This is a genomic window from Kosmotoga olearia TBF 19.5.1, assembly GCF_000023325.1.
Classification (GTDB): domain Bacteria; phylum Thermotogota; class Thermotogae; order Petrotogales; family Kosmotogaceae; genus Kosmotoga; species Kosmotoga olearia.
Window position 1 is genome coordinate 1,508,805 of record NC_012785.1, and the last position, 20,393, is coordinate 1,529,197.

Genomic DNA, 20,393 nt, shown 5'->3' on the forward strand with positions numbered 1-20,393 from the left:
CAAACAACAGTTGTAATTCGTAAAGAAATATTTCCAGAGGCCTTTAACGTTTTCTGTGATGATAGTACTTAAGAGTTTGTAACATGATGTTTGAATTTTTCTGCGAATTATTTTGAAATTGCCACATTTAACCTGAAAGAAATAAATATATTTATTATTTGACTTTATACAAAGCAAACTTTCAGGTAACTAAATTATTATTTCTTACGCAAGGGGAGAATAAAAAGCGCTGCTTTAATTTTGTTGATTGAAGATTAAAGTGAAGGATTGGAATGAAATGAATTGTTGACTCATCCTGACATGATACTCATGAAACTGGCATTAATATAACCAAAGAAAGGACCAGAAGAATAAATGAATGGGATAAAATCCTTGCCACTTTGATGATAGAATTTGATTGGGTGAAATCCTATGTCTGATCTTTTCCGGAGTTTGGGGTTTACACAAAATATGTGACACACCCATTCAGTCAGAAGGATTTAATCTTGATAAAAAAGCACCGAGGATGTCCTATTCCTCGGTGCTTTTTTATATTTGGCCTTTTAGCTTTGAACGTACAGACGCCTTAAAACTTCAATCTTTATCTTTTCTAATTGGTTGTCTATTTCTTTGTAATGAATCTTTTTTTCCTTGTCCATAGTTGTGCTCCCCCTTTCTGCCTGCCCGCTTTCAGAATGCACGGGGCTCGGAATACAACCTCTGTAATGCTTCGATCTTTCTTTCCTCGATCTGTCTTTCAATCTTTCTTTCAACGATTCTCTTTTTCATTTTTATCCCTCCTATGTGAGGATTTTTATCTTTGACATCAATAATATACCATCAATAATTAAAAATGTCAAGCATAACATTATAAATTTTATGATTGGCTTCCAAATTTTTTTGAGAGAGGAATGGACATACTAATTGGTATTGAATAAAAGTGGCTTTAATAGCCGAGTTGTGTTTATGAGGGGAGAATGGTCATGTACAAAAAATTATAGTGCACTTTAAAATTTTATGGAATATCCAACAAATTTATTCGAGGTGATCGGATAAATTCCAAAGATGGTGGTATTATATTGATGGGTAAAGAAGAAATTTTTGTTGTTGTGAAAGAGGTGCTGAGGGATGAAACTGATCAGGAAAAACATGAAGATTTTCGAAATTACTGAAAGCGGAAAAATCACTGCCAGACTTATTAATTTCAGAACAGAACCAGAACTTTTCACTGCCAGGCTTGTTATGGATGAGAAAATACACAAAGAGGTTTTTTCTAATTATCTGGACAAATTGGCGGAACTTCTAAAAAGGACCTTTCCTGATAAAACTATTGTTTTGAACATAGGAAGGGTAGACAAAGAAATCAACGGGCCCCATTTTGAGGTAATTAAAAGGGTCCAGATGGAGTTAGAGATCGATAAGTTTGGCCCTTACCCTGAAAATGAAAAGGTTGAGGCTTTAACCTTTGAAGATATTGTAGAAAACATTGATAAAATCTACGATGCGTTTTCTCCAGTTGATAAGAAAGCTTTTGGCATAAAGATGAGAGATCAGCTGTTACGCATGTTCGAAGATCTCATGATAAATGAAAAATTCGGGCATTGGCTTCCGGAACTGTCCATTAAAATAGGAACCCCATTAAAAGGATTTGTGACCTGCGCCAAGATGGACGGCCCATCAACGAACGGGGCTTTCTTGATAGCAGATCTTCTTGTGTTCGAAAAATTCAGAAGGCAGGGGATTGCAACCTCTTTGATGAGAGAGGTCCTCAGGCGTGGAAAAACCAAGGGCTTTTCTAGGGCGATATTATCAGTGGCGGTTAAGAATCCTGCAATGCATCTTTATGAAAGGCTCGGTTTTACGATTACTGATTGGAGTTGTTTTATGGTGGTAGATAATTGAAATGCGGAACTTCGTTCCGGATACTGGAATTGCCTTCGACAATGTTGCTATTTTTTATCATAGGGGTAGAACATGTTCTGCCCTTTATAAAAACCTATTACAGGGCACAGCATGCTATGCCCCTACAATAATGGTTCTCGGTTATCGGTTTTTCAATTCTCTAGTACCTAACATCCAATCTCGCTCTTTTAGCAGGCGCTCCCAGCATAATTACCGTAAACAAACCCAAACATCAACGGTGTTAGCCGTTCTCGAATCTTGAATATCGCTTCTCCTTAAATTGCTTCTAACCGCAATTTCATAAAAAAACTGTAAAATTCAAAAAATTCCAAGATCTCGTATTGATTAAACAGTTGATAAATCCCGAGAATGGGATAAAGGGGGATGAAAAAATGGAAGAATTAATCCAAAAAGCACGTTCGGTGAAAAAAGCCAGCATAAAACTTCAATCCGTTTCAACCGTCCAGAAGAATGAAGCGTTACTTCAGATTGGGGCTGCGCTCAAAAGAAAGGAAGATGCCATTCTTAAAGCCAACAAAATGGACGTAAAGGAAGCACGAGATAAGGGAATCAGAGATTCCTTAATTGACCGTCTCGCTTTGAATCAAAAACGAATCGATGACATGATTCAATCATGTCACCGTGTTGCAGGTCTTAAAGATCCCGTAGGTGAGGTTATCGCTTCCTGGGTGCAAAGTGATGGTTTACGTATAAGTAAGGTCAGGGTTCCCATCGGGGCGATTGGAATAATATATGAATCCAGGCCAAATGTTACCGTAGAAGCTTCTATCCTGGCCCTAAAAACAGGTAATTCAATCCTTTTGCGTGGTGGCTCGGACGCATTTCACTCCAATATGGCTATCGTAAAAGCGATCAAAGAGGGACTTTCTCGCAGTTCTCTTCCCGTGGAATCAATTGAAATTGTTGAAAGCACAGACAGAAAACTGGTAGAACAGATGTTGAAACTTCGGGAGTATCTTTCGCTTATCGTTCCCCGCGGTAGTAACAGGTTGATTCAATACGTCGTTGAAAATTCCTCCATACCGGTACTTGAAACGGGTGTTGGTAACTGCCACATATTCGTAGACGATTCTGCGGATCTTGAAAAAGCCTTAGAAATTGTGGACAATGCAAAAACCCAGCGCCCGGGAACTTGCAATGCTGTTGAGACACTTCTGGTGCACCAAAGTATTGCAGCAGCCTTCCTCCCTATGATGGCAGATCGCCTTTCAAAGAAAGGTGTCGAAATTAGGGGATGTAGCCAGACACAGAAATTTATAAAAGTTAAACCCGCAACCGATTCTGATTGGGAAACCGAATTTCTCGACCTCATTTTGGCCGTTCGCGTGGTCAATTCACTGGATGAAGCGATAGCCCATATACAGAAATATTCAAGCGGTCACTCTGAGGCGATCCTTACGGAGAACTATTTCAACGCAAAAAAATTCGTTGAGAATATCGATGCCGCTGCGGTTTACGTGAACGCATCCACCAGATTCACTGACGGTGGGCAGTTTGGCTTCGGCGGTGAAATCGGAATCAGTACGCAGAGACTCCACGCAAGAGGGCCTGTAGGACTCGAAGGCTTGACCACTTATAAATACGTGATTCTTGGTGATTACAACGTGAGGAGATAATTATGGCAAAGATAACCATAAAAGTTGGTAGCAACCTGTTAGTGCAACAAGACGGTCAGCTAGATAAACGATATATAGTAGAACTCTGTCGTGAAATCGGTAATTTAATGTCTGAAGGACATCAGGTAGTTCTAGTGTCTTCAGGTGCACGTGCCGCAGGGTATGGGTATCTCAACAAGAGCAATGCACAGGAAGCGGATCTCTACATGAAGCAAGCCTTGTGCGCTGTTGGACAGGTGCAGCTTATGAAACTCTATGAAAGTGCTATGAGCTTTTACGGGATCAAAGTAGCCCAAATCCTGCTTACACGCGAAGACTTCAGTCATCGCAAACGTTTTTTGAATCTTCGCAACACGTTAATCGGTCTCACAGAAATGGGAATTCTGCCCATAGTAAATGAGAACGACTCTGTGGCAACCGAGGAAATCATGTTCGGGGATAACGATGTTCTTGCCTCAATGTTTGCAATTGGATGGAATGCCGATTATCTCTTATTGATGACCTCCGTAGATGGAGTTATAGACCAAAATGGGAAAGTAATACCTTTTTACCGTGAGGATACTACAAACATGGCGATTGCCAAAAACGCCTCTTCACGCTGGGGATCTGGGGGAATCACTTCCAAAATCCGTGCAGCCAGAGCTGCAGCCGCAGCGGGGATACAAACTTCTATTTGTAATGGGAAAAAACTAGAAAATATTGCACAATTCGTCCTCACCGGCCAAACTGGAACCGTATTCGAAAGGGTTGGGCCTATAAAAGCCAAAAAAGCGTGGATTGGATTCCTTTCAAAACCAAAAGGCAGTATCTTCATCAATGAAGGAGCAAAAATAGCAATCGAAAACAACCGCAGCCTCCTTCCCGTTGGTGTTGTTCACATAGAAGGGGACTTTCAAGCCGGGGATGTTGTAGAAATCAGATTAGATGATGGTACGTTCCTCGGAAAAGGAATTATAAATTTCTCATCCGCAGAAGCAAAAAAAATAGTTGGTCTAAAGAGCGACCAACTGGAAGATGTGCTCGGATATTCTTGCAGTAAGGTTCTTATACATATCGATAACCTATGGAAACGGGATAATTGATAATTGCGATGTTGGAATCCAGTAGAGCTGACCGATGCTAGGATTGCCTTCGACAATGATGTTACTTCTCGCTTCGCTCATCATCGTTGTCGGTTGTGGGTTGTACGAAAAAGCATCCGGTCTGACCCCCAATAATGAGACAAGGATTAACCCTTGATTCCAGATCTTACGAGACTCTTCACAAAGACACTCTGTAATAGGAAAAACATAAGAAGTGTCGGAAACACCGCACTAACCGTTCCAGCCATGATAATTCCCCAGTTGTTGGCGCCTTCGGCGTCTATTAGCATCTTTACGCCAATTTGAACGGTCTTCATTCTATCTTCCATAGTAACTATCAATGGCCATAAATACAAATTCCAAGCATATACAAAATTTATAATAGCAGCTCCACCTATCATTGATTTGGAAAGCGGGAGCAGAATCTTCACAAAATACGTCATTGGTCCAGCGCCGTCTATCTTCGCAGAATCCTCGAGTTCTTTGGGGATTGTTAAAAAATGCTGTCGCATCAAAAAAGTGTTGGTTGCGCTTGCCATAAAAGGTATTGTTAAAGCCCAATAAGTATTCACCCAACCAAATTTTTTCATTATAGAGAAGAGAGGAACAATCATGAGCGTTTCAGCAGGTAAAAACAGTGTGGCAAAAAGAAATGCGAAGGCAAAGTTTTTTCCAAAGAATTTGAAACTACTAAAAGCATAGCCTGCCAGCGTTCCTGTAATTAATTTTCCAACCGTGATCATAATAGCAACCAATGTACTGTTTAAAAGTAACCTTCCAAACGGAACCGTTTTGAAAGCATCAACATAATTTTGCCAGTGAAACCCCGTGGGATAGAATTTGGGTGGAAATGAAAAAACACTCTGAGGCGGTTGTATACTCATGATCACTGCCAATATTAAAGGCAATATAAAGATAAAGGATACTATTATAAGAACAGTCTCACTTAAAATCGTGTTCATTCGTTTTCTAGAAGAGATCCTCATAGGCCTCACCTCATTGATAATGGACACGGCGTTCGCCAAAAGTAAAATATACTATGGTAACCACTATCATTATCGCCATCAAAATGATGCTTTGTGCGGAAGCAACTCCGGCTTTCTGAAAGTAAAAAGCATCAAGGTATAACCTGTAAATCATATTTGTTGTGTAATTTCCGGGTCCCCCCTTCGTCATGACATCGATTATCGCAAAAGACGAAAACATCGTCGTCACAACATTCATTATTACGAGGTAAAAGGTTATCGGGGAAACTAAAGGAAAAATAATTTTCCATACTCTGGTCATGGTTTTGGCTCCATCAAGAGTGGCAGACTCAAGTAATTCTCCGGGCACATCTTGGATACTTGCGATGTAGAAAAGCATATCAAAAGGAAGCATTTTCCATACTGTTGCAAATATCAAAGCATAGAAAGCATAAGGCTTGGTGGTCAACCACTCGACTTGAAGTCCGAAAACCTTTTGGAAAAAGTAGCTCACATGTCCCACAACAGGATTCAGTAAAAATGTCCATAAGGTTCCTGCGATAGCTGGGGAAATCGCATAAGGTGCAAAAAGAAGAGTTCTATAAACTCTTGTTCCAGGTAGCTTTTGACTCAACAATAAAGCGATTATGAATGCAAGGAAAATAGTAATCGTGACGGAAACAACTACATAGATCAGCGTAAAAACAACCGAATGTATATAATCCGGATTTTCAAAAAGCCTTTGAAAGTTCCTCCATCCAACGTAGCGCATCCCTCTACCAAATGGAAGAACTTTGTAAAAGCTATTTTTCAAAGAATATCCGGCTGGTATATAAATAAATAGCACGATGATCAAAAATGTAGGAATGAGAAGGAGGTATGGTACCCATCTCCGCATCTTTGCACCCCCAATACGACACACAAAAATTTGAAATAGAACTATAATCGGGGCGGATATATCCGCCCCGAACGGACTAAATCAAATTTTATCAATAACCTTCGTATTCTCTTATTGCTTTAGTAGCTTCCCTTTCTGCAGCCGCCAATGCCTCTTCAGGTGTCATATCACCGTTGAGCATCTTCTGTACATAGTTCTCTACAATTGATCTAACTTCAGCAAAAGCACCGATTATAGCACCATTTGTGTTGTAATTTTGAGTCGAAAGGAGAAGTTGCAGGATTGCGGTGAGATTGTGAGGATTTTCACTGTAGTATCCGCTGGCTAATAAAGTCTCTATAGCGTCTTTCCGAACCGGGAAGTAACCGGTACCTTTGTGCCATTTTATTTGTTGTTCCGGTTCAGCCATGAACTTGACAAAACGCCAGGCAGCGTCAATTTCTTCTTTGGGATGTCCAGCAATGATCCATAGGCTCCCTCCACCTATGGCTACACCACCTGATTCGGCATCTTTTGGTCTCGGGAGGAAAGCAGTACCAAGTTCGAAACCATTTTCCTTTGAGGAATCTACCATCAACCTAACGTCAGAAGTGGAACTTATCAACATGGCAACTTTCTGTGATATGAAGAGATTCCTGGCGCCGGTCCAATCGTGAACCTTCGTATTGATCATGTATCCATTCTTCGTCAGATCATACCACAACTTAAAGAACCTTAAACCTGCTTCAGAATTAAAAACAGCCTTCGTGGGCCTTCCGGTTCTACCATTGTTGTTATCAACAAGTGGAGCATTCTGAACAGCCATAAATTGTTCAAAGAACCAACTGTGGAGGTTCCATGTGATCCCAGCCTGGATTATGTTTCCTTTTTCATCCCTAATAGTTAATTTCTTGGCGTATTCAATCAGTTCTTCGAAGGTTCTTGGAGGTTTGTTTGGATCTAGCCCAGCTTTTTTAAAGAGGGTTTTATTATAGTAGAGAATGGGGTTCGAAGAATTAAATGGCATACAATAGAGTTTTCCATTTACTTTATAGTAGTTAAGTACCTGTGGTAAGAAAGTGTTGATATCGAAGTCAGGATCCTTGTCTATAAGGTCCTGCATCGGGACAGCAATCTGTCCATCGATGAGCATTTGTGTAGCGATATCATAACCCTGAACGACATGTGGTGCTGTGTTCGACTGCACGGCGACATTCAGCTTGTTGATTGTATCACCGTAACCCCCTGTATACTGTACTTCAACTTCGATGTCTGGATTTTGAGCCATGAATTCTTCTGCCATTTCCTGGAGGAGCGCTATCCTCCAGCCTCCCATTGCATGCCAGAACTGGATTTTTACCTTGGCAAGCCCAAGAGTTGCTAAAAGGGCTACCAACAATACAATCAGAAAAAACTTTCTCATACAAACACCTCCCCCAAAATTAGGCGCACGAAAGACGCCCCACTCAAGAACAAAATATATTAACAGATTTATAGATGTTTTTGCTACTCCAAAAAAACAAGATATCAACGTTTTGGTATATCAGTTAAAAGAAAAACCACCGCAACAAATTAGTGCGGTGGTTTTCTCTTTGGTCTCTACCACTGCTCTTAGTATAGCAAAATGTGATGTACAAAGTCAAGATTTCGAATTGCTTCAAAAAAAATCTACTCGAAAAGGGAACGTTGCGTCAAAAATAAATCTACTCAAAAAAGAGGGATAATCTTCTCGAATACCCGGGAAGGTAGGCGAGAAGATGAAGAGGTTAGATATGAAAAATGTGGTGGAAGATTATTCAAAAAGGTACAGGAAAGCTCGCAAAAAGGAAAAATCCGAAATTCTAGAAGAGTTCACCCGAGTTACCAAATATAATCGTAGTTATGCATCGTTTTTACTACGAGGAGCTTCAAAAAAGCGAAAGACAACCTCACCCAGCCAGAAAAAGGGTCGAAAGAAAAAATATGATCACAAAGTCTTCGTGAAACTCGTGAAGATATGGGAGATAATGGATTTTCCATGTGGTAAAAGGCTCGAAGCAGTGATGGACGAAGTAATAGATAATCTTGTTCGTAATGGGCATCTAACATTGACTGAAGAAACAAAGAGGAAGCTTCTTAATATAAGTGCTTCCACTATCGATAGATTGTTATCCAGCGAGAGGAAAAAGATGGAACTCAAAGGACGATCTCATACAAAACCCGGAACACTTCTGAAAAAGCACATACGAATAAAAACACATTACGAGTGGGACGATACAAGACCAGGCTTTGTTGAGATTGACCTCGTTGGGCATGATGGCGGGAGTGTAAGTGGTGATTTTTGCTACAGCCTCAACATGGTAGATGTAGCAAGTGGTTGGAGTGTAGTGGCACCAATAAGAAACAAAGCGCAAATTTGGACATTAAAAGCTATAATTCAGTTGAGGAAAACGCTTCCCTTCACTTTATTAGGTATTCACTCAGATAACGGATCAGAATTTATTAATAGACACATATACCGTTATTGTGAAGATGAAGGGCTTCTATTCACCAGAACCCGGAGTTACAACAAGAATGATAATTGTCATGTCGAACAAAAGAACTGGTCTGTTGTAAGAAGAGCCGTTGGATATTACAGATACGACACAGAGGAAGAATTCCAAATACTAAAGGAGTTGTATGCGTCTCTGAATCTGTACAATAATCATTTTCAGCCAAATCAGAAAATCATTGAGAAAATTAGAAAAGGAAACAAGGTAAGCAAGAAATACGACCGCCCTACTACACCATACGAAAGGATCATGCAATCACCCTGGGTTGACCAAAATACAAAAGACAGGCTTCGCAAACAACACGAAGCCCTAGACATTTACAAACTCAAGAGTATAATAACTCATTTCCAAGAACAATTAGTGAACATCCAGATTGATAAATCGAAAGGAGGGATCCTCAACTATGTCCCTCTCAATTTCAAGTAGATTCTATTTTGAGGCGTCCATCCTATTTCAAGTAGATTTATTTTTGAGGCATTACGGATTTCGAGTTACCCGAAAAAATCTTAGCAGTAGGATATTCGAAGACCGCGATCTAGGAAAAAACCAAGCCCTTCCCGAGGTAGTAAGAGCAAAGAGCGAAGCAGGATATTGAAGAGTGGGTTTGGGGGTAGAAAATCCAAGAATTACAGACTAACAACTATCAACTGGCAACCAGCAACCAAAGCTTTTTTCTACCCGAAGGAATCAGCGCTCCTTATGGGGTCAGGCTTATCCCTCAAAAAAAGGGCAGTACCGTGTGTCCAGAAAAGGCAAGTGCATTCAGTGGGAGATAAACCCACCAAGGCAAAAGCCAGAACCTTGTAGCTTGGTCAGCAAGGGGGAAGGAAACTGAACTCTTGAAGCCTGACGACAAAGCCATCGGAAGGATGGTGAGGGAGTATCCGGGCCGTAACGAAAGTGAACGCACAGGTAGCCTCGAAACCCTTATTCCCGGAAGCCGAATCCATGGTACAGGGATGAAGGCAACATGAATTCACGAAAACTGGATGAAACGTGGATTCATTCTGGCGGGGTGATAGCGACGGCACGAATACAAGGGTGCACAATGCAACTGGAGAAGCCCTCCTCATCCCTGGGAGAAATCCCTTGAGAAAGGTAGGCCATATAACCAGAATGGGAAATTGGCTGAAAGATGAGAGGGTGGCGGATGGGTTCGTAGTAGCGATGAAGGAGGGTAATGCCTCTAGAGCGAAGGAACCCTGCTGTTTGTAGTTTCTCTAACAAAAAGGAGGCAGAGGCGAAAATGAGGAAAACGCCTATCACCCTGCAGGAATTGAGGCAGAGGATATATGCCAAGGCGAAGGCTGAACCGGACTGGCGTTTCTGGGGTTTGTACGTTCATGTATGCAAAATGGAAACCCTCAAACAGGCGTACAAAATGGCTAAAAGAAACAACGGAGCGCCAGGCGTGGATGGAATGACCTTTGAAGAGATAGAAGAACTTGGAGTAGAAGAATATCTTCAAGGGTTAAGAGGGGAACTCCTCAATGGAAATTATTTTCCGTTGAAATACCGAGAAGTTAGAATTCCAAAAGGCAACGGAAAAGAAAGGATATTGAGGATACCTGCGATTAGAGACCGGATAGTACAGGGAGCATTAAAACTCATTGTCAACATCGACCAAAAAAGCATAAAAACATCGAACAAAATTGCGTAGTTTCATCGATCAGATTTGCGTAGTTTGTCACTTCTATCAATCGTCGTCTGTATACCAACAAGCCCCGTTTTCTGTTTTTCTTTCAGTCTGTAGCTTTTTCCACGAATGTTGACAATTGTACAATGATGTAAGAGTCTATCTAATACCGCTGTTGCTAATACTTCGTCTTCGAATATCTTGTCCCATTCGGTAAAGCTTCTGTTGGATGTCAGGATTATGCTTCCTTGTTCGTATTTCTGGCTTACTAGTTCAAAGAATAGCTTCGCTCCTTCTGTATCCAGTGGCAGGTATCCCAGTTCGTCTATTATTAGGAGGTCAAGGGATTTGTAGAATCTAATGGTTTTTTCCAGATGTCTTTCAATAAAAGCTTTCTTTAATCGATCCACCAATGTTATTGCGTTAACAAAGTATATTTTCTTTCCTTCCCTTAGGGCTTCCATTCCAAGACCTACCGCCAGGTGTGTTTTCCCTACTCCAGGAGGTCCAAGGAATACCACGTTCTCTTTTTCGTACATGAATCTCAGGGTCTTCAATTCCATTATCTGTTTTCTGTCTATACTGGGTTGGAAACTGAAATCGAATTCTTCCAGGGTTTTGTGGAAAGGTAATCCGCTGTATCTGAGAGCCGTTATGTATTTCTTGTTCTCGTTTTCTTTCTTCTGGGCTATTAGTAGTTCTTCAATCAATTCGAGAACGTCTTTATCCCCTTTACTCCAGTTTTGAAGAGAAGAATCCAGTACCCTGGAGATTCCTTCCAGTTTCAGTTCTTTCAACAGGCTGTGTACGTTTTCGTAGCTCATACCGCATCACCCACAAGAGCCTGGTATTCTCTCAAAGACCTTTTTTCTACCTGGTCTTTCAAGGGATGTACTGTAATGAGTTCATCGCCATCGTATATCTTCAGTAGTGAACCTTCCACCTGGAGATTGACTCTTTCCCCTGTGTATTTTTTACCAACATGGTATGCCCTTTCTTTGTAGACTATCTGGCCTTTGTCTCTTACGAGTCTTGTATTTAATCTGCGAATCGGATACGATTTACTTAGTTTGTTTAGGTGATTCTTTTCCCTCTCGAATCTTTCGAGAGGGGTTTCTTTTAATTCGGAATGGAGTCGCTGGTTTGCTATTGCTAACCAATCTCTTAATACGTTCTTCAATTCCGTTAGGCTCGAATAACTCTGGCCGTAAAGAATATTCTCCCTTACGTAAGGAACCAACCTCTCGACCTTTCCTTTGGCTTTTGGATTATATGGCCTGTGAGTAATCACTTTAAAGCCGTAGAAGTTTGCAAAATCCATGAATCTGGCGTTGTATTCCTTCTGTTTCTGAAGCTTCTTTACAACGGTTTTCATGTTGTCGTACAGACCTTCTGAGGGATAACCACCAAAGTACTCAAAGGCATGCAGATGAGCTTGGATCAAGGTCTCAAGCTTTTCATCTGGTACTATCTCCGCGTACAGCATCCGTGAATAGCTCAACACCATAATGAAGAACTTAACGGTCGTCTTTTCGCCTGCAATAACCGTTGTACCCGTTCCCCAATCAACCTGAAATTGTCTACCAGGTTCTGTTTCGAATCTGACAACAATTTCAGGTTTCCCCTTGGGTCTTATTGAGGACACATACATCCGGAGTATTGTCAGTTTACCGGTATAACCTCTCTCCACCAATTCCTTAAACAACACTGTCGCTGTAAGTTCGGGATACTCCTGGAGCCTTTTCTCGATGTAATCCTTGAAAGGATCCAGTTTCGAACCTCTTTTTGCCATTTGACACCACTCCTTTTCAAGATATTTCTTTACGGTGTTGGGAGCAATGCCAAGGCGCCTGGCTATTGCTAGCTTGCTTAACCCCTCTCTGTACAATATTCTGATTTCAAAGACCTGCTTTTCCGTTAACATCTGAATACCTCCTTTTCTATCTGAGATATTCAGATGTTACTACTCAATTCTTACCGATGTTTTTGCTCATTTTTGACCGACGTTTTTACTATTTTATAATCGATGTCGACACTCATCCTCGAACCAATCTTCGAAGCAGACTTCCAGGAAGGTTCCTTTGGATTCAGACCGAAAAGAAAAGCACATGATGCCATACACGCGGTGGCAAGGGCGATAACTGAAAACAAAACAACGGTAATAGATTTAGACCTCAGTGAGTTCTTCGACAACGTGAGACACCATATACTTTTCGAAAAAGTAGCGAAGAGGGTCAACGATCCAAAGGTCATGCATTTATTGAAGCTCATCTGCAAAACGGCGGGAAAGAAAGGAATCCCTCAAGGCGGGGTAATCTCGCCACTGCTGGCCAACATATACCTCAACGATGTGGATAAAATGCTGGAAAAAGCCAAAACAGTAACAGGAGACAAAATAGCATACGCCAGATATGCAGATGACCTGGTTGTCTTAGTCAATCCAACTAACAATAGTCTGACAGAAAAGGTTCACAAAAGACTGCTGGAAGAATTCGACAAATTGCAGGTCTAAAGTAAATGAAGAGAAAAGCAAAATTGTTGACCTGGCAAGAGGCGGAAGCTTCACCTTTCTCGGGTTTGAGTTCAGACGGGTCAAAAGCAAGAATGGAAAATGGAGACCCGATTACAAACCGAACCGAAAGGCAAGAAGGAGATTGCTGACAAAACTGAAGCACGAATTCCGAAAGAATCGGTCACAATCTGTCGAAAAGGTGGTTGAAAAAGTAAATCCAATACTCAGAGGATGGTTGAACTACTTCCGGATAGGTCATTCCTCCAAATGCTTCGGATATGTAAGACAGAGAGTGGAAATGAAACTCAGAAGGCATATGATGAGGTCCCGAGGCAGGGAAGGATTCGGCTGGAAAAGGTGGAGTAGGGAAGAGATACAGAAAATCACCGGAATATACAACGACTACGAAATACGATATTACATCCCGAAAGCACTTCCAGACCGATAGGTCACATAACCCTTGGCACGAAGCAGACAGGAAAGCCGTATGCGGGAAAACCGCACGTACGGTTTGATGTGGCAGGAGATGGAAACCTGGGTACGGCAATACTAGTGAGGCACTCCCGAAGGAAACGGGGAGAAACCGGATAGGTGTTGCCTAAACCTAAGGCGCCATCTCTTGACCCTGCTGTTTTTCGAGGTTCACCCCCGGCGAAGCCGGGCTTACCGGCTTTTAACTGATTCTCGGAAGGTAGATCGCAAAACAGTTTAGACCATTTTTGTAGTTGTAAATTACATCGCCACCGTGTAATTTTGCAACAGCCCGGGCAACCGACAGGCCAAGCCCGTAACCTTCTATTTTATCCACGTTCTTTCTCCTGTAGAAGTTCTCGAAGATTCTTTCAAGCTCTTGAGGAGGAATCTCTTCACCGGGATTAATAATTTCAATAATGATAGATTTGTCATCGCATTTGAGTTTTATTTCAATTGTGCCTTCCCTGGAGTATTTGACGGCATTTTCTATGAGATTGGCAACGGCACGTGCGAGCAGAGTTTCTACCCCGTTGAACGTTACAGCTGGTGGAACGTTTATGTGGAATTGTTTATCGGGATTAAGGACCATTTGATTTTCTATCACATCCAGAACTGTCTGCGAAAGGTCGAAAGGTTTAAACCTATTTACGATCCCTTTTTCGATGTTGGAGATTAGTAATAGATCGTTTGAGGTTTGAATAAGGTTATCTAATTCGCGGAGGCTTTCTTTGAGTGAGCGTTTCATGGAGTCAACTGAATCATTGCGGGCTAAGGCTAATTGGAGAGTTGATTTTAGAACTGAAAGAGGGGTTCTCAATTCGTGTGCGATTTTAGCGGACAAAGCTTTGGCGTCTTTGATGAGTAGTTCAAGCCTTTTAAGTGATTTGTTAACCTCGCTTTGAAGCCTCGCAATTTCTGAACCGGTGATTTTTACATTCACCCTTCTCCCGTCTATTTCTGTGTGGCTGATCTCTTCAAGCTGTTTTCCGATTTCTCCAATCGGATTGAGTAGCTTTCTGGTTATGAATATTCCTATAAGTGTTATCAATATCACGACAAAAAGGGAACCTGCAATCAACGCAATCAGGAGATTCTTGAGGAAATTCCTAATGGGTGCCAGGTTGTGAGCAACCACGAACTTGTATTGAGCACCGTTGACCGATTCTTCTGAGATATAGTAGCGATAATTTCCGTAATTACCGAATCCAGTACCTGGGGCTTCCACGTTTTTGAATAAACCACCTTTAATGCGAAAAGAAGCAATTAGCCTATCGTTCTTGTAGATTTCAAATCCCAGGTCTTCACTACCCGGTAGATTTAACAGCCCTGTACGGGGTGCATTTCCTATTGTATATGCTCTAACGATATTTCCATAAAAAGCCAGCAATCTATTGTCGACTTCTCGATATTTCAGATCGTATACGATAGCGTAGAGAAAGGCGGCTAAAAAAAGCAAAGATGAACCGTACGCAATAAGGTACAGCAGAGAGATCTTTGCTTTTAAAGTCACGTTTTATCATCTTCTTTCTTGAGTCTATACCCGATGTTATGAACTGTCTCTATTTTTTCGTCGTAACCAAAAGGTTTGAGCTTTTTTCTCAGGTAGAGCACATAAACGTCAACGATATTACTGCGCGGTTCGAACCCGCTTTCCCATAACTTATCAAGAATTTGTTCTCTGCTAAATACGACACCAGGATTACGCATGAAAAGCTCAAGGAGTGAAAATTCTTTACTGCTGAGATTCAGAGGTTCCCCTTTACAGCTGACTTCCCTGGTTTGCAGGTTCATTACAAGGTCGCCGTATTTGAGAGTTTCCTGACGAACAACCTGATTTCTCCTGATGAGTGCACGGACTCTTGCCACAAGTTCTCTAAGGTCAAAGGGTTTTGGCATGTAATCATCAGCACCGACATTAAGTCCTTCCACCCGATTTTCCACACTGCCCAGTGCCGTGAGCATCAGTATCGGTACCTGGCTCTTTTCTTCATCTCTCAAAAAACGACAAATTTCAATGCCTGACATACCGGGCAAGATTATGTCCAGTATTATACAGTCGTAGTTATAGGAAAGCGCGAGATCCAGACCTTCGTTTCCGTCATATGCCAGGTCAACGATGAAACCTTCGAGTTCAAGATATTTTTTTATATTTTCTGCAAGTTTTTTGTTGTCCTCAACAACCAGTATTTTCACCGGGTCTCACCTACCGTCCTTTTTCCCGCCGGGCGGTTTGGGTTTTGGTTTTTCGTGGTCATCTGACGGTTTGGTTGGGTGATCTGGTTTTGGTACTACAATTGGTGGTTCTGGTTTCTTTTCTTTTTCAATCATTACTTTGAGTTCTTTGATTCTTTCGTTTGGTGTGATGACATCGAGCACCATAGGGATTTCAGAATCTATTGTTATTACAGCATCACGGGTAAATATCTCCCATCGGAGTTCTTTGCCTTTTTTTACGAGCAAACCGGCAATTGGTTCTACACCTGTCTGTAAATACGCCAGGGCAAAGGCATCTTCAAGGGAAACAGCAGGCGCACCAAGATCAAGGTCACAATTTTTCTCCTCTATTGTAATAATTTTTCCAGAATCCCCGGAAATCGTTATGGAGGCTGTTGGAGTTATGACTCTCCATAACTGATTCTCGGAAGAAAGCGGATAGATAGCGAGAACATTCTCGCCTGTTAGTTCCTGTACTTTAAAGATTAGTTCAAGAGAGATGTTGCCAATATTCTCGGAAGACAGGATAGTGTTCAGCACGCCGAACTCAAACTCAGGGTCGAACAACCCTGAAGCTGCCAGCAAGGATCCTGATAATACTGCCAATATTGTTAATGCTATAGATATAATGCGAACAGCTATCACTCCCTCCTAAAAAGTATAACACCTAAAAAGGGCCCACCGAACGGAGGTGGGCCCGGTAAAACTCTTATCTATTATTCCGCGTTAATTTCTCCGAGATCGATATCTTCGCCATTAACTTCGATAATCTCCGGATACACAAAGATGGCTTCAGTTGTGCTTGCAGCAACATCAAAGTCTTCCTGAGAGTACACGGAGTAATCGTATACGTAGAGCATGTATTTTCCGTCTTCTACTTTCTTGAACTTGAATTCGCCTTCTTCCCACTTAGTGCACTCTTTGTGAGTGAATGTTGCGAGGACTTCGTTTTCATCTTCATCTTCACCTGGCATCGACAACAAAGCAGTTGCTTCTTCCGTATCATCAACAGGGTTTAGTGTTACGAGGAATGGTGTGGCAGAGGGGGTAGTGATTATACCAGTGACATCGTAGAGGTCATCACCGTGTCTTGAGTGGATAACAGGTGTCATATGAACATTGTCGACATTTTCTGGATCCCAGCGTCCCTGAACTATCAGAGATCTGGAGAGATCGAAATCAAGTAGAAGAACGTCGGTTTCTGAGATATCAAGTCCTTCTAATGGGCATATTAACTTACCTGCTACGACTTCTATTGGGTATTCCACGCCCAAAACGGTGATAGTTGCAACGTCGCCTACATAGAAACGTAGCTGGTCATAGGTGCCGGTTCCTTCAACGGTTCCAAGATCAATGTCTTCTCCGACGAGATCAAGGAGATTAACAACGGTGGATTCGTCGCTTATTACAAGTTCTGTAGGACTTGCATCTGAACCAATCAAGACTATCTCGTCTATCTGGACTTCAAGTCTCTCGATGTCATTGATCGGTACGACAGCATCAGTCAGGAAGACCTGCAAAGTCCCAACCTCTTCCTCGTCTTCAAAATCATTGATCCAATTAACACAACCTGTGATTGCAAACAACGTAGTAATAGCAACAAGCAGTAATACAGTGATCTTTTTCATGAAACTCACCTCCCCAAAATAATTTCTCCTTCATTCTTGTTGATACACACACATTTAGAATCCATTATTAGAATACACATTTGAGATTAAAAGGAAATTAAAAGACTTATAGAACCGAGATCCGAGAACCGAGAATCCGAGAAAGCTGCTGCGCAGCGGGCACGAATCCTTTCCGGATTGATGCGACCGGCTTCGCCGGGGCTATGGTGTGCCCGGCATGACATACAACTATAGGGTGAAAGTCCCGAATGCGGGGAGCGAGATAAGCATTAGCTGAGGGCAAGGGTGTCACTGGTAACGGTGAATCTGAAGGAAGCCTAAGGCAAAATCTGGAACTGAACGAAAGTGACCAGTGTTGGCCGGTAGAGTGGGTAACCTTGCCGTGTATGGGGAAGCCCGAGCTCCAACTCTACAGGTTTGGATGGCAGACGAACCCGTAGTAGTGTTGAACCTCTCTGAAAGGAGAAGGGACTATCGCCTTGAGCGATGGGGGTAACAGGAACCGAAAGGGTCTGTTACTTGCGAAGGGGTGAAGGGTTGAGGAAATGGCACAAAGGGAAGCGAGTATAACAGGAGCCCGTAATGGAGGCTGAAATGCCGACGGTGGTCTGAAATGGCTGGGGCAGGCAAGTAATCCATTATAGGGTTGGGTATATTCCTCGAAAGGGGTAGAAAACCGATCCTGTTATATGCGACTTATTCTGAAGGCCATGCGGAGGTCGTATAATGGTACTCAACCACCGTCGGAGAATCCGATACTCAATCCATGAGCCGTGTACGTTGGCCCGTATGCACGGTTCTGTGAGAGGACGGGGGGTTCTCCCCCCTCCTACTCGATAACTGCTTCGCAGTTGAAAAAATTAGATGTTTGCAAGGTTGTCAGCTGATAGAGCAAGGCTTACAAAGGCTGACTTGTCATCAATTAAAAGGCCTTCCAGCTTTTACTATAAGAAAAAGAAAGCTGGAAGGCCTTTTCGTTATTTGAATTACAATTACTTAGTTATATGTGTTCCAGATTTTCCCTGAATTGCTTCTTTGACTTTTTCCAGGGAGGTGATGATCGCCTCTTTTCCGGTGGATTCCACGAAATCAATGGCGGATTCTATTTTTGGATACATACTGCCCTTTGCAAAGTGACCCTCATCCATCAATTTTTTGGCTTCGTTGACTGATATGCGTTCGAGAGCTTTTTGATCAGGTTTGCCGAAGTTGATGTAAGCGTGGTCTACGGCTGTGAGAATCAGGAAGAGATCAGCATCTAGGAGTCTTGCCAGTAAAGCGGAAGCGCGATCTTTATCGATGACGGCTTCTACACCTTCAAGTGTTCCGTCATCTTTCTTTACAACGGGTATTCCACCGCCACCGCCGGCTACGAGGATGAAATCATTTCCTGTAAGAGCCTTGATTGCTTCAATCTCAACTACATCCAGAGGTTTTGGGGAAGGGACAACTCTCCTCCAGCCACGTCCGGCATCCTCTTTCATTATCCAGCCTTTTTCTGCTTGAAGTTTTTTCGCGGTTTCTTCATCGTAGAATGGTCCTACTGGTTTTGTGGGGTTTTCAAAACCCGGATCGTTTCTATCAACGATTATCTGGGTTAGAACACAGGCTATTTGTCTTTCTGTTCCCCGGCTTTTCAGTTCGTTGCCGAGAGTTTGGGTTATCAGATAACCTATTGATCCTTGAGTCATAGCATCATTTACGTCGATCGGGAATGGTGGTAATGTGTCCTTGGCAATTTCCTGCTGGACAAGGAGATTTCCAACCTGTGGGCCATTACCGTGTGTTATTACCAGATCATAGCCGTCTTCAATAAGATCTGCAAGATGTTTGACGGTACCAAGCAGATTTTTCTTCATTGCCTCTGCGCTTGGCTTTTCGCCGGGCTTGTTCAGTGCGTTGCCGCCGATAGCTACGACTGCTTTTTTCATGCTCCAAACCTCCCATTACAACAAAGTTGCTATCATAACAGCTTTAATAGTATGCTTTCTGTTTTCGGCTTCTTCGAATACCCTTGACTGTGGTCCTTCTATAACATCTCTCGTTACCTCGTTGCCTTTAACAGCAGGCAAACAATGGAGGAATATGGTATCTTTTCTGTCTGTTAGTTCCATCAATTCCTGGTTTACCTGATAAGGTCTGAGTAAAGCAATTCTTTCTTTAAGTTTGTCTTCTTCACCCATTGAGGCCCAGACATCTGTATAGATAGCGTCAGCGTTCTTTACCGCTTCAGCTGGATCGTCGGTTATTTCGATAACAGCGTTGGTACTTTCGGAAATCTCCCTGCATTTTTTTACCAATTCCTCAGAAGGCCAGAGATCCTTTGGACCACAAGCAACAAAATGCAGTCCCATTTTAGCAGAACCAATCATAAGGGAATTTGCCACATTGTTTCTGGCATCTCCCATAAAGACAAGTTTTCTTCCTCTGAGGCTTCCGAAATATTCCTCTATTGTCATGAAGTCGGCGAGTATCTGGGTGGGGTGGTAGAGATCTGTGAGACCGTTGTAAACAGGTATTCCAGACCATTTTGCAAGGCCTTCAACAGTTTTCTGTTTAAATCCTCTGAATGCTATTGCATCGAACATTCTTCCGAGAACCCTTGCGGTGTCTTCGAGATCTTCCTTGACACCGAGGTGGATATCGTCTTTTGATAGAAACACCGGGTGCCCGCCTTCTTCACCGAAAGCCGTTTCGAAAGCAGTTCGCGTTCTTGTTGATCTTTTCTCGAAGATTATGGCAAGTGTTTTCCCGAGAAATCTTTGTGTTGTTAAACCTGCTCTTTTTTCTGCTTTTACTTCTCTGGCTATATCGAGGAGATAGCGTATTTCATCCGGTTTAAAATCCAAGAGAGTGAGAAAGCTTTTTCCTTTAAGATTTACTCCCACACAAACTCCCTCCTTTAGTAAAGTGGTATTCTTCTTATATGATACCCATTAAAAAAAATGCTTTCAAT

At 42.2% G+C, this 20,393-nt stretch carries 17 protein-coding genes and 1 pseudogene; 7 read left to right on the forward strand and 11 right to left on the reverse strand.

What is annotated here, in order from left to right; genetic code table 11:
• Positions 1–1,107: 1,107 nt before the first annotated feature.
• The 3 genes from KOLE_RS07115 (at position 1,108) to proB (ending at position 4,600) form a co-directional block, all read left to right on the forward strand.
• On the forward strand, positions 1,108–1,881 hold the full coding sequence (locus tag KOLE_RS07115) for a GNAT family N-acetyltransferase (RefSeq protein WP_015868757.1): 774 nt from the start codon (positions 1,108–1,110) through the stop codon (positions 1,879–1,881).
• A gap of 392 nt (positions 1,882–2,273) precedes the next feature.
• On the forward strand, positions 2,274–3,518 hold the full coding sequence (locus KOLE_RS07120; protein ID WP_015868758.1) for a glutamate-5-semialdehyde dehydrogenase: 1,245 nt from the start codon (positions 2,274–2,276) through the stop codon (positions 3,516–3,518).
• A 2-nt stretch (positions 3,519–3,520) separates the two neighbouring features.
• A complete protein-coding gene (proB, locus tag KOLE_RS07125) occupies positions 3,521–4,600 on the forward strand; it encodes a glutamate 5-kinase (RefSeq protein ID WP_015868759.1) in 1,080 nt (359 codons plus the stop codon).
• A gap of 146 nt (positions 4,601–4,746) precedes the next feature.
• Here the strand turns inward: proB and KOLE_RS07130 are convergent, their stop codons facing one another.
• The 3 genes from KOLE_RS07130 to KOLE_RS07140 all read right to left on the reverse strand — a co-directional run bounded on the left by KOLE_RS07130 (position 4,747) and on the right by KOLE_RS07140 (position 7,865).
• Complete coding sequence (locus KOLE_RS07130; protein WP_015868760.1) at positions 4,747–5,586, reverse strand: carbohydrate ABC transporter permease; 840 nt, start codon at positions 5,584–5,586, stop codon at positions 4,747–4,749.
• A 10-nt stretch (positions 5,587–5,596) separates the two neighbouring features.
• Complete coding sequence (locus tag KOLE_RS07135) at positions 5,597–6,463, reverse strand: carbohydrate ABC transporter permease (RefSeq protein WP_015868761.1); 867 nt, start codon at positions 6,461–6,463, stop codon at positions 5,597–5,599.
• A gap of 91 nt (positions 6,464–6,554) precedes the next feature.
• Entirely contained in the window at positions 6,555–7,865 is a 1,311-nt protein-coding gene (locus KOLE_RS07140; RefSeq protein ID WP_015868762.1) for an ABC transporter substrate-binding protein, read from the reverse strand.
• Positions 7,866–8,214: 349 nt separating this feature from the next.
• On the opposite strand from KOLE_RS07140, the gene KOLE_RS07145 reads away from it, so the two are divergent.
• Both KOLE_RS07145 and KOLE_RS07160 read left to right on the forward strand, forming a co-directional pair.
• Positions 8,215–9,399 carry an ISNCY family transposase gene (locus KOLE_RS07145; RefSeq protein WP_015868763.1) on the forward strand — a complete coding sequence of 395 codons (1,185 nt, stop codon included), beginning with the start codon at positions 8,215–8,217 and terminating at the stop codon, positions 9,397–9,399.
• A gap of 820 nt (positions 9,400–10,219) precedes the next feature.
• Positions 10,220–10,588: pseudogene (locus KOLE_RS07160) on the forward strand (group II intron reverse transcriptase/maturase); the annotation flags it as partial.
• A 47-nt stretch (positions 10,589–10,635) separates the two neighbouring features.
• On the opposite strand, the gene istB reads toward KOLE_RS07160, so the two are convergent.
• Complete coding sequence (gene istB / locus KOLE_RS07165; protein ID WP_015868765.1) at positions 10,636–11,433, reverse strand: IS21-like element ISKol10 family helper ATPase IstB; 798 nt, start codon at positions 11,431–11,433, stop codon at positions 10,636–10,638.
• Positions 11,430–12,533 (reverse strand): IS21 family transposase, encoded by a 1,104-nt coding sequence (gene istA / locus KOLE_RS07170; protein WP_015868766.1) that lies wholly within the window; start codon positions 12,531–12,533, stop codon positions 11,430–11,432. Before istA ends, istB begins: the two co-directional genes overlap by 4 nt.
• A gap of 102 nt (positions 12,534–12,635) precedes the next feature.
• Here istA and KOLE_RS11765 point away from each other — a divergent pair, with 102 nt between their 5' ends.
• Both KOLE_RS11765 and KOLE_RS11770 read left to right on the forward strand, forming a co-directional pair.
• A complete protein-coding gene (locus KOLE_RS11765) occupies positions 12,636–13,121 on the forward strand; it encodes a reverse transcriptase domain-containing protein (protein ID WP_049753266.1) in 486 nt (161 codons plus the stop codon).
• 142 nt (positions 13,122–13,263) lie between these two features.
• Positions 13,264–13,569 carry a group II intron maturase-specific domain-containing protein gene (locus tag KOLE_RS11770; RefSeq protein ID WP_049753267.1) on the forward strand — a complete coding sequence of 102 codons (306 nt, stop codon included), beginning with the start codon at positions 13,264–13,266 and terminating at the stop codon, positions 13,567–13,569.
• Between the two features lie 225 nt (positions 13,570–13,794).
• On the opposite strand, the gene KOLE_RS07180 is transcribed toward KOLE_RS11770, so the two are convergent.
• The 6 genes from KOLE_RS07180 to argF all read right to left on the reverse strand — a co-directional run bounded on the left by KOLE_RS07180 (position 13,795) and on the right by argF (position 20,325).
• Entirely contained in the window at positions 13,795–15,105 is a 1,311-nt protein-coding gene (locus KOLE_RS07180) for a HAMP domain-containing sensor histidine kinase (protein WP_015868767.1), read from the reverse strand.
• Positions 15,102–15,788, reverse strand: coding sequence for a response regulator transcription factor (locus tag KOLE_RS07185; RefSeq protein WP_015868768.1), 687 nt, complete (start codon positions 15,786–15,788; stop codon positions 15,102–15,104). The genes KOLE_RS07180 and KOLE_RS07185 overlap by 4 nt, the downstream gene beginning before the upstream one ends.
• 6 nt (positions 15,789–15,794) lie before the next feature.
• Positions 15,795–16,454 carry a hypothetical protein gene (locus KOLE_RS07190; RefSeq protein ID WP_015868769.1) on the reverse strand — a complete coding sequence of 220 codons (660 nt, stop codon included), beginning with the start codon at positions 16,452–16,454 and terminating at the stop codon, positions 15,795–15,797.
• Between the two features lie 71 nt (positions 16,455–16,525).
• Positions 16,526–17,437, reverse strand: a complete 912-nt coding sequence (locus KOLE_RS07195; protein ID WP_015868770.1) for a DUF4382 domain-containing protein — start codon at positions 17,435–17,437, stop codon at positions 16,526–16,528.
• Between the two features lie 992 nt (positions 17,438–18,429).
• Positions 18,430–19,368: a carbamate kinase gene (arcC, locus tag KOLE_RS07200; protein WP_015868771.1), complete on the reverse strand. Its 939-nt coding sequence runs from the start codon at positions 19,366–19,368 to the stop codon at positions 18,430–18,432.
• A gap of 15 nt (positions 19,369–19,383) precedes the next feature.
• Entirely contained in the window at positions 19,384–20,325 is a 942-nt protein-coding gene (gene argF / locus KOLE_RS07205; protein ID WP_015868772.1) for an ornithine carbamoyltransferase, read from the reverse strand.
• Positions 20,326–20,393: the final 68 nt, after the last annotated feature.

Bases quoted from the DNA above. Each gene is read 5' to 3' on its own strand.
- istA (WP_015868766.1), bottom strand. From the start codon at position 12,533: ATGTTAACGGAAAAGCAGGTCTTTGAAATCAGAATATTGTACAGAGAG.
- KOLE_RS07130 (WP_015868760.1), bottom strand. From the start codon at position 5,586: ATGAGGATCTCTTCTAGAAAACGAATGAACACGATTTTAAGTGAGACT.
- istB (WP_015868765.1), bottom strand. From the start codon at position 11,433: ATGAGCTACGAAAACGTACACAGCCTGTTGAAAGAACTGAAACTGGAA.
- arcC (WP_015868771.1), bottom strand. From the start codon at position 19,368: ATGAAAAAAGCAGTCGTAGCTATCGGCGGCAACGCACTGAACAAGCCC.
- KOLE_RS07140 (WP_015868762.1), bottom strand. From the start codon at position 7,865: ATGAGAAAGTTTTTTCTGATTGTATTGTTGGTAGCCCTTTTAGCAACT.
- KOLE_RS07145 (WP_015868763.1), top strand. From the start codon at position 8,215: ATGAAAAATGTGGTGGAAGATTATTCAAAAAGGTACAGGAAAGCTCGC.
- KOLE_RS07120 (WP_015868758.1), top strand. From the start codon at position 2,274: ATGGAAGAATTAATCCAAAAAGCACGTTCGGTGAAAAAAGCCAGCATA.
- KOLE_RS07195 (WP_015868770.1), bottom strand. From the start codon at position 17,437: ATGAAAAAGATCACTGTATTACTGCTTGTTGCTATTACTACGTTGTTT.
- KOLE_RS07135 (WP_015868761.1), bottom strand. From the start codon at position 6,463: ATGCGGAGATGGGTACCATACCTCCTTCTCATTCCTACATTTTTGATC.
- KOLE_RS11765 (WP_049753266.1), top strand. From the start codon at position 12,636: ATGTCGACACTCATCCTCGAACCAATCTTCGAAGCAGACTTCCAGGAA.
- KOLE_RS07115 (WP_015868757.1), top strand. From the start codon at position 1,108: ATGAAACTGATCAGGAAAAACATGAAGATTTTCGAAATTACTGAAAGC.
- proB (WP_015868759.1), top strand. From the start codon at position 3,521: ATGGCAAAGATAACCATAAAAGTTGGTAGCAACCTGTTAGTGCAACAA.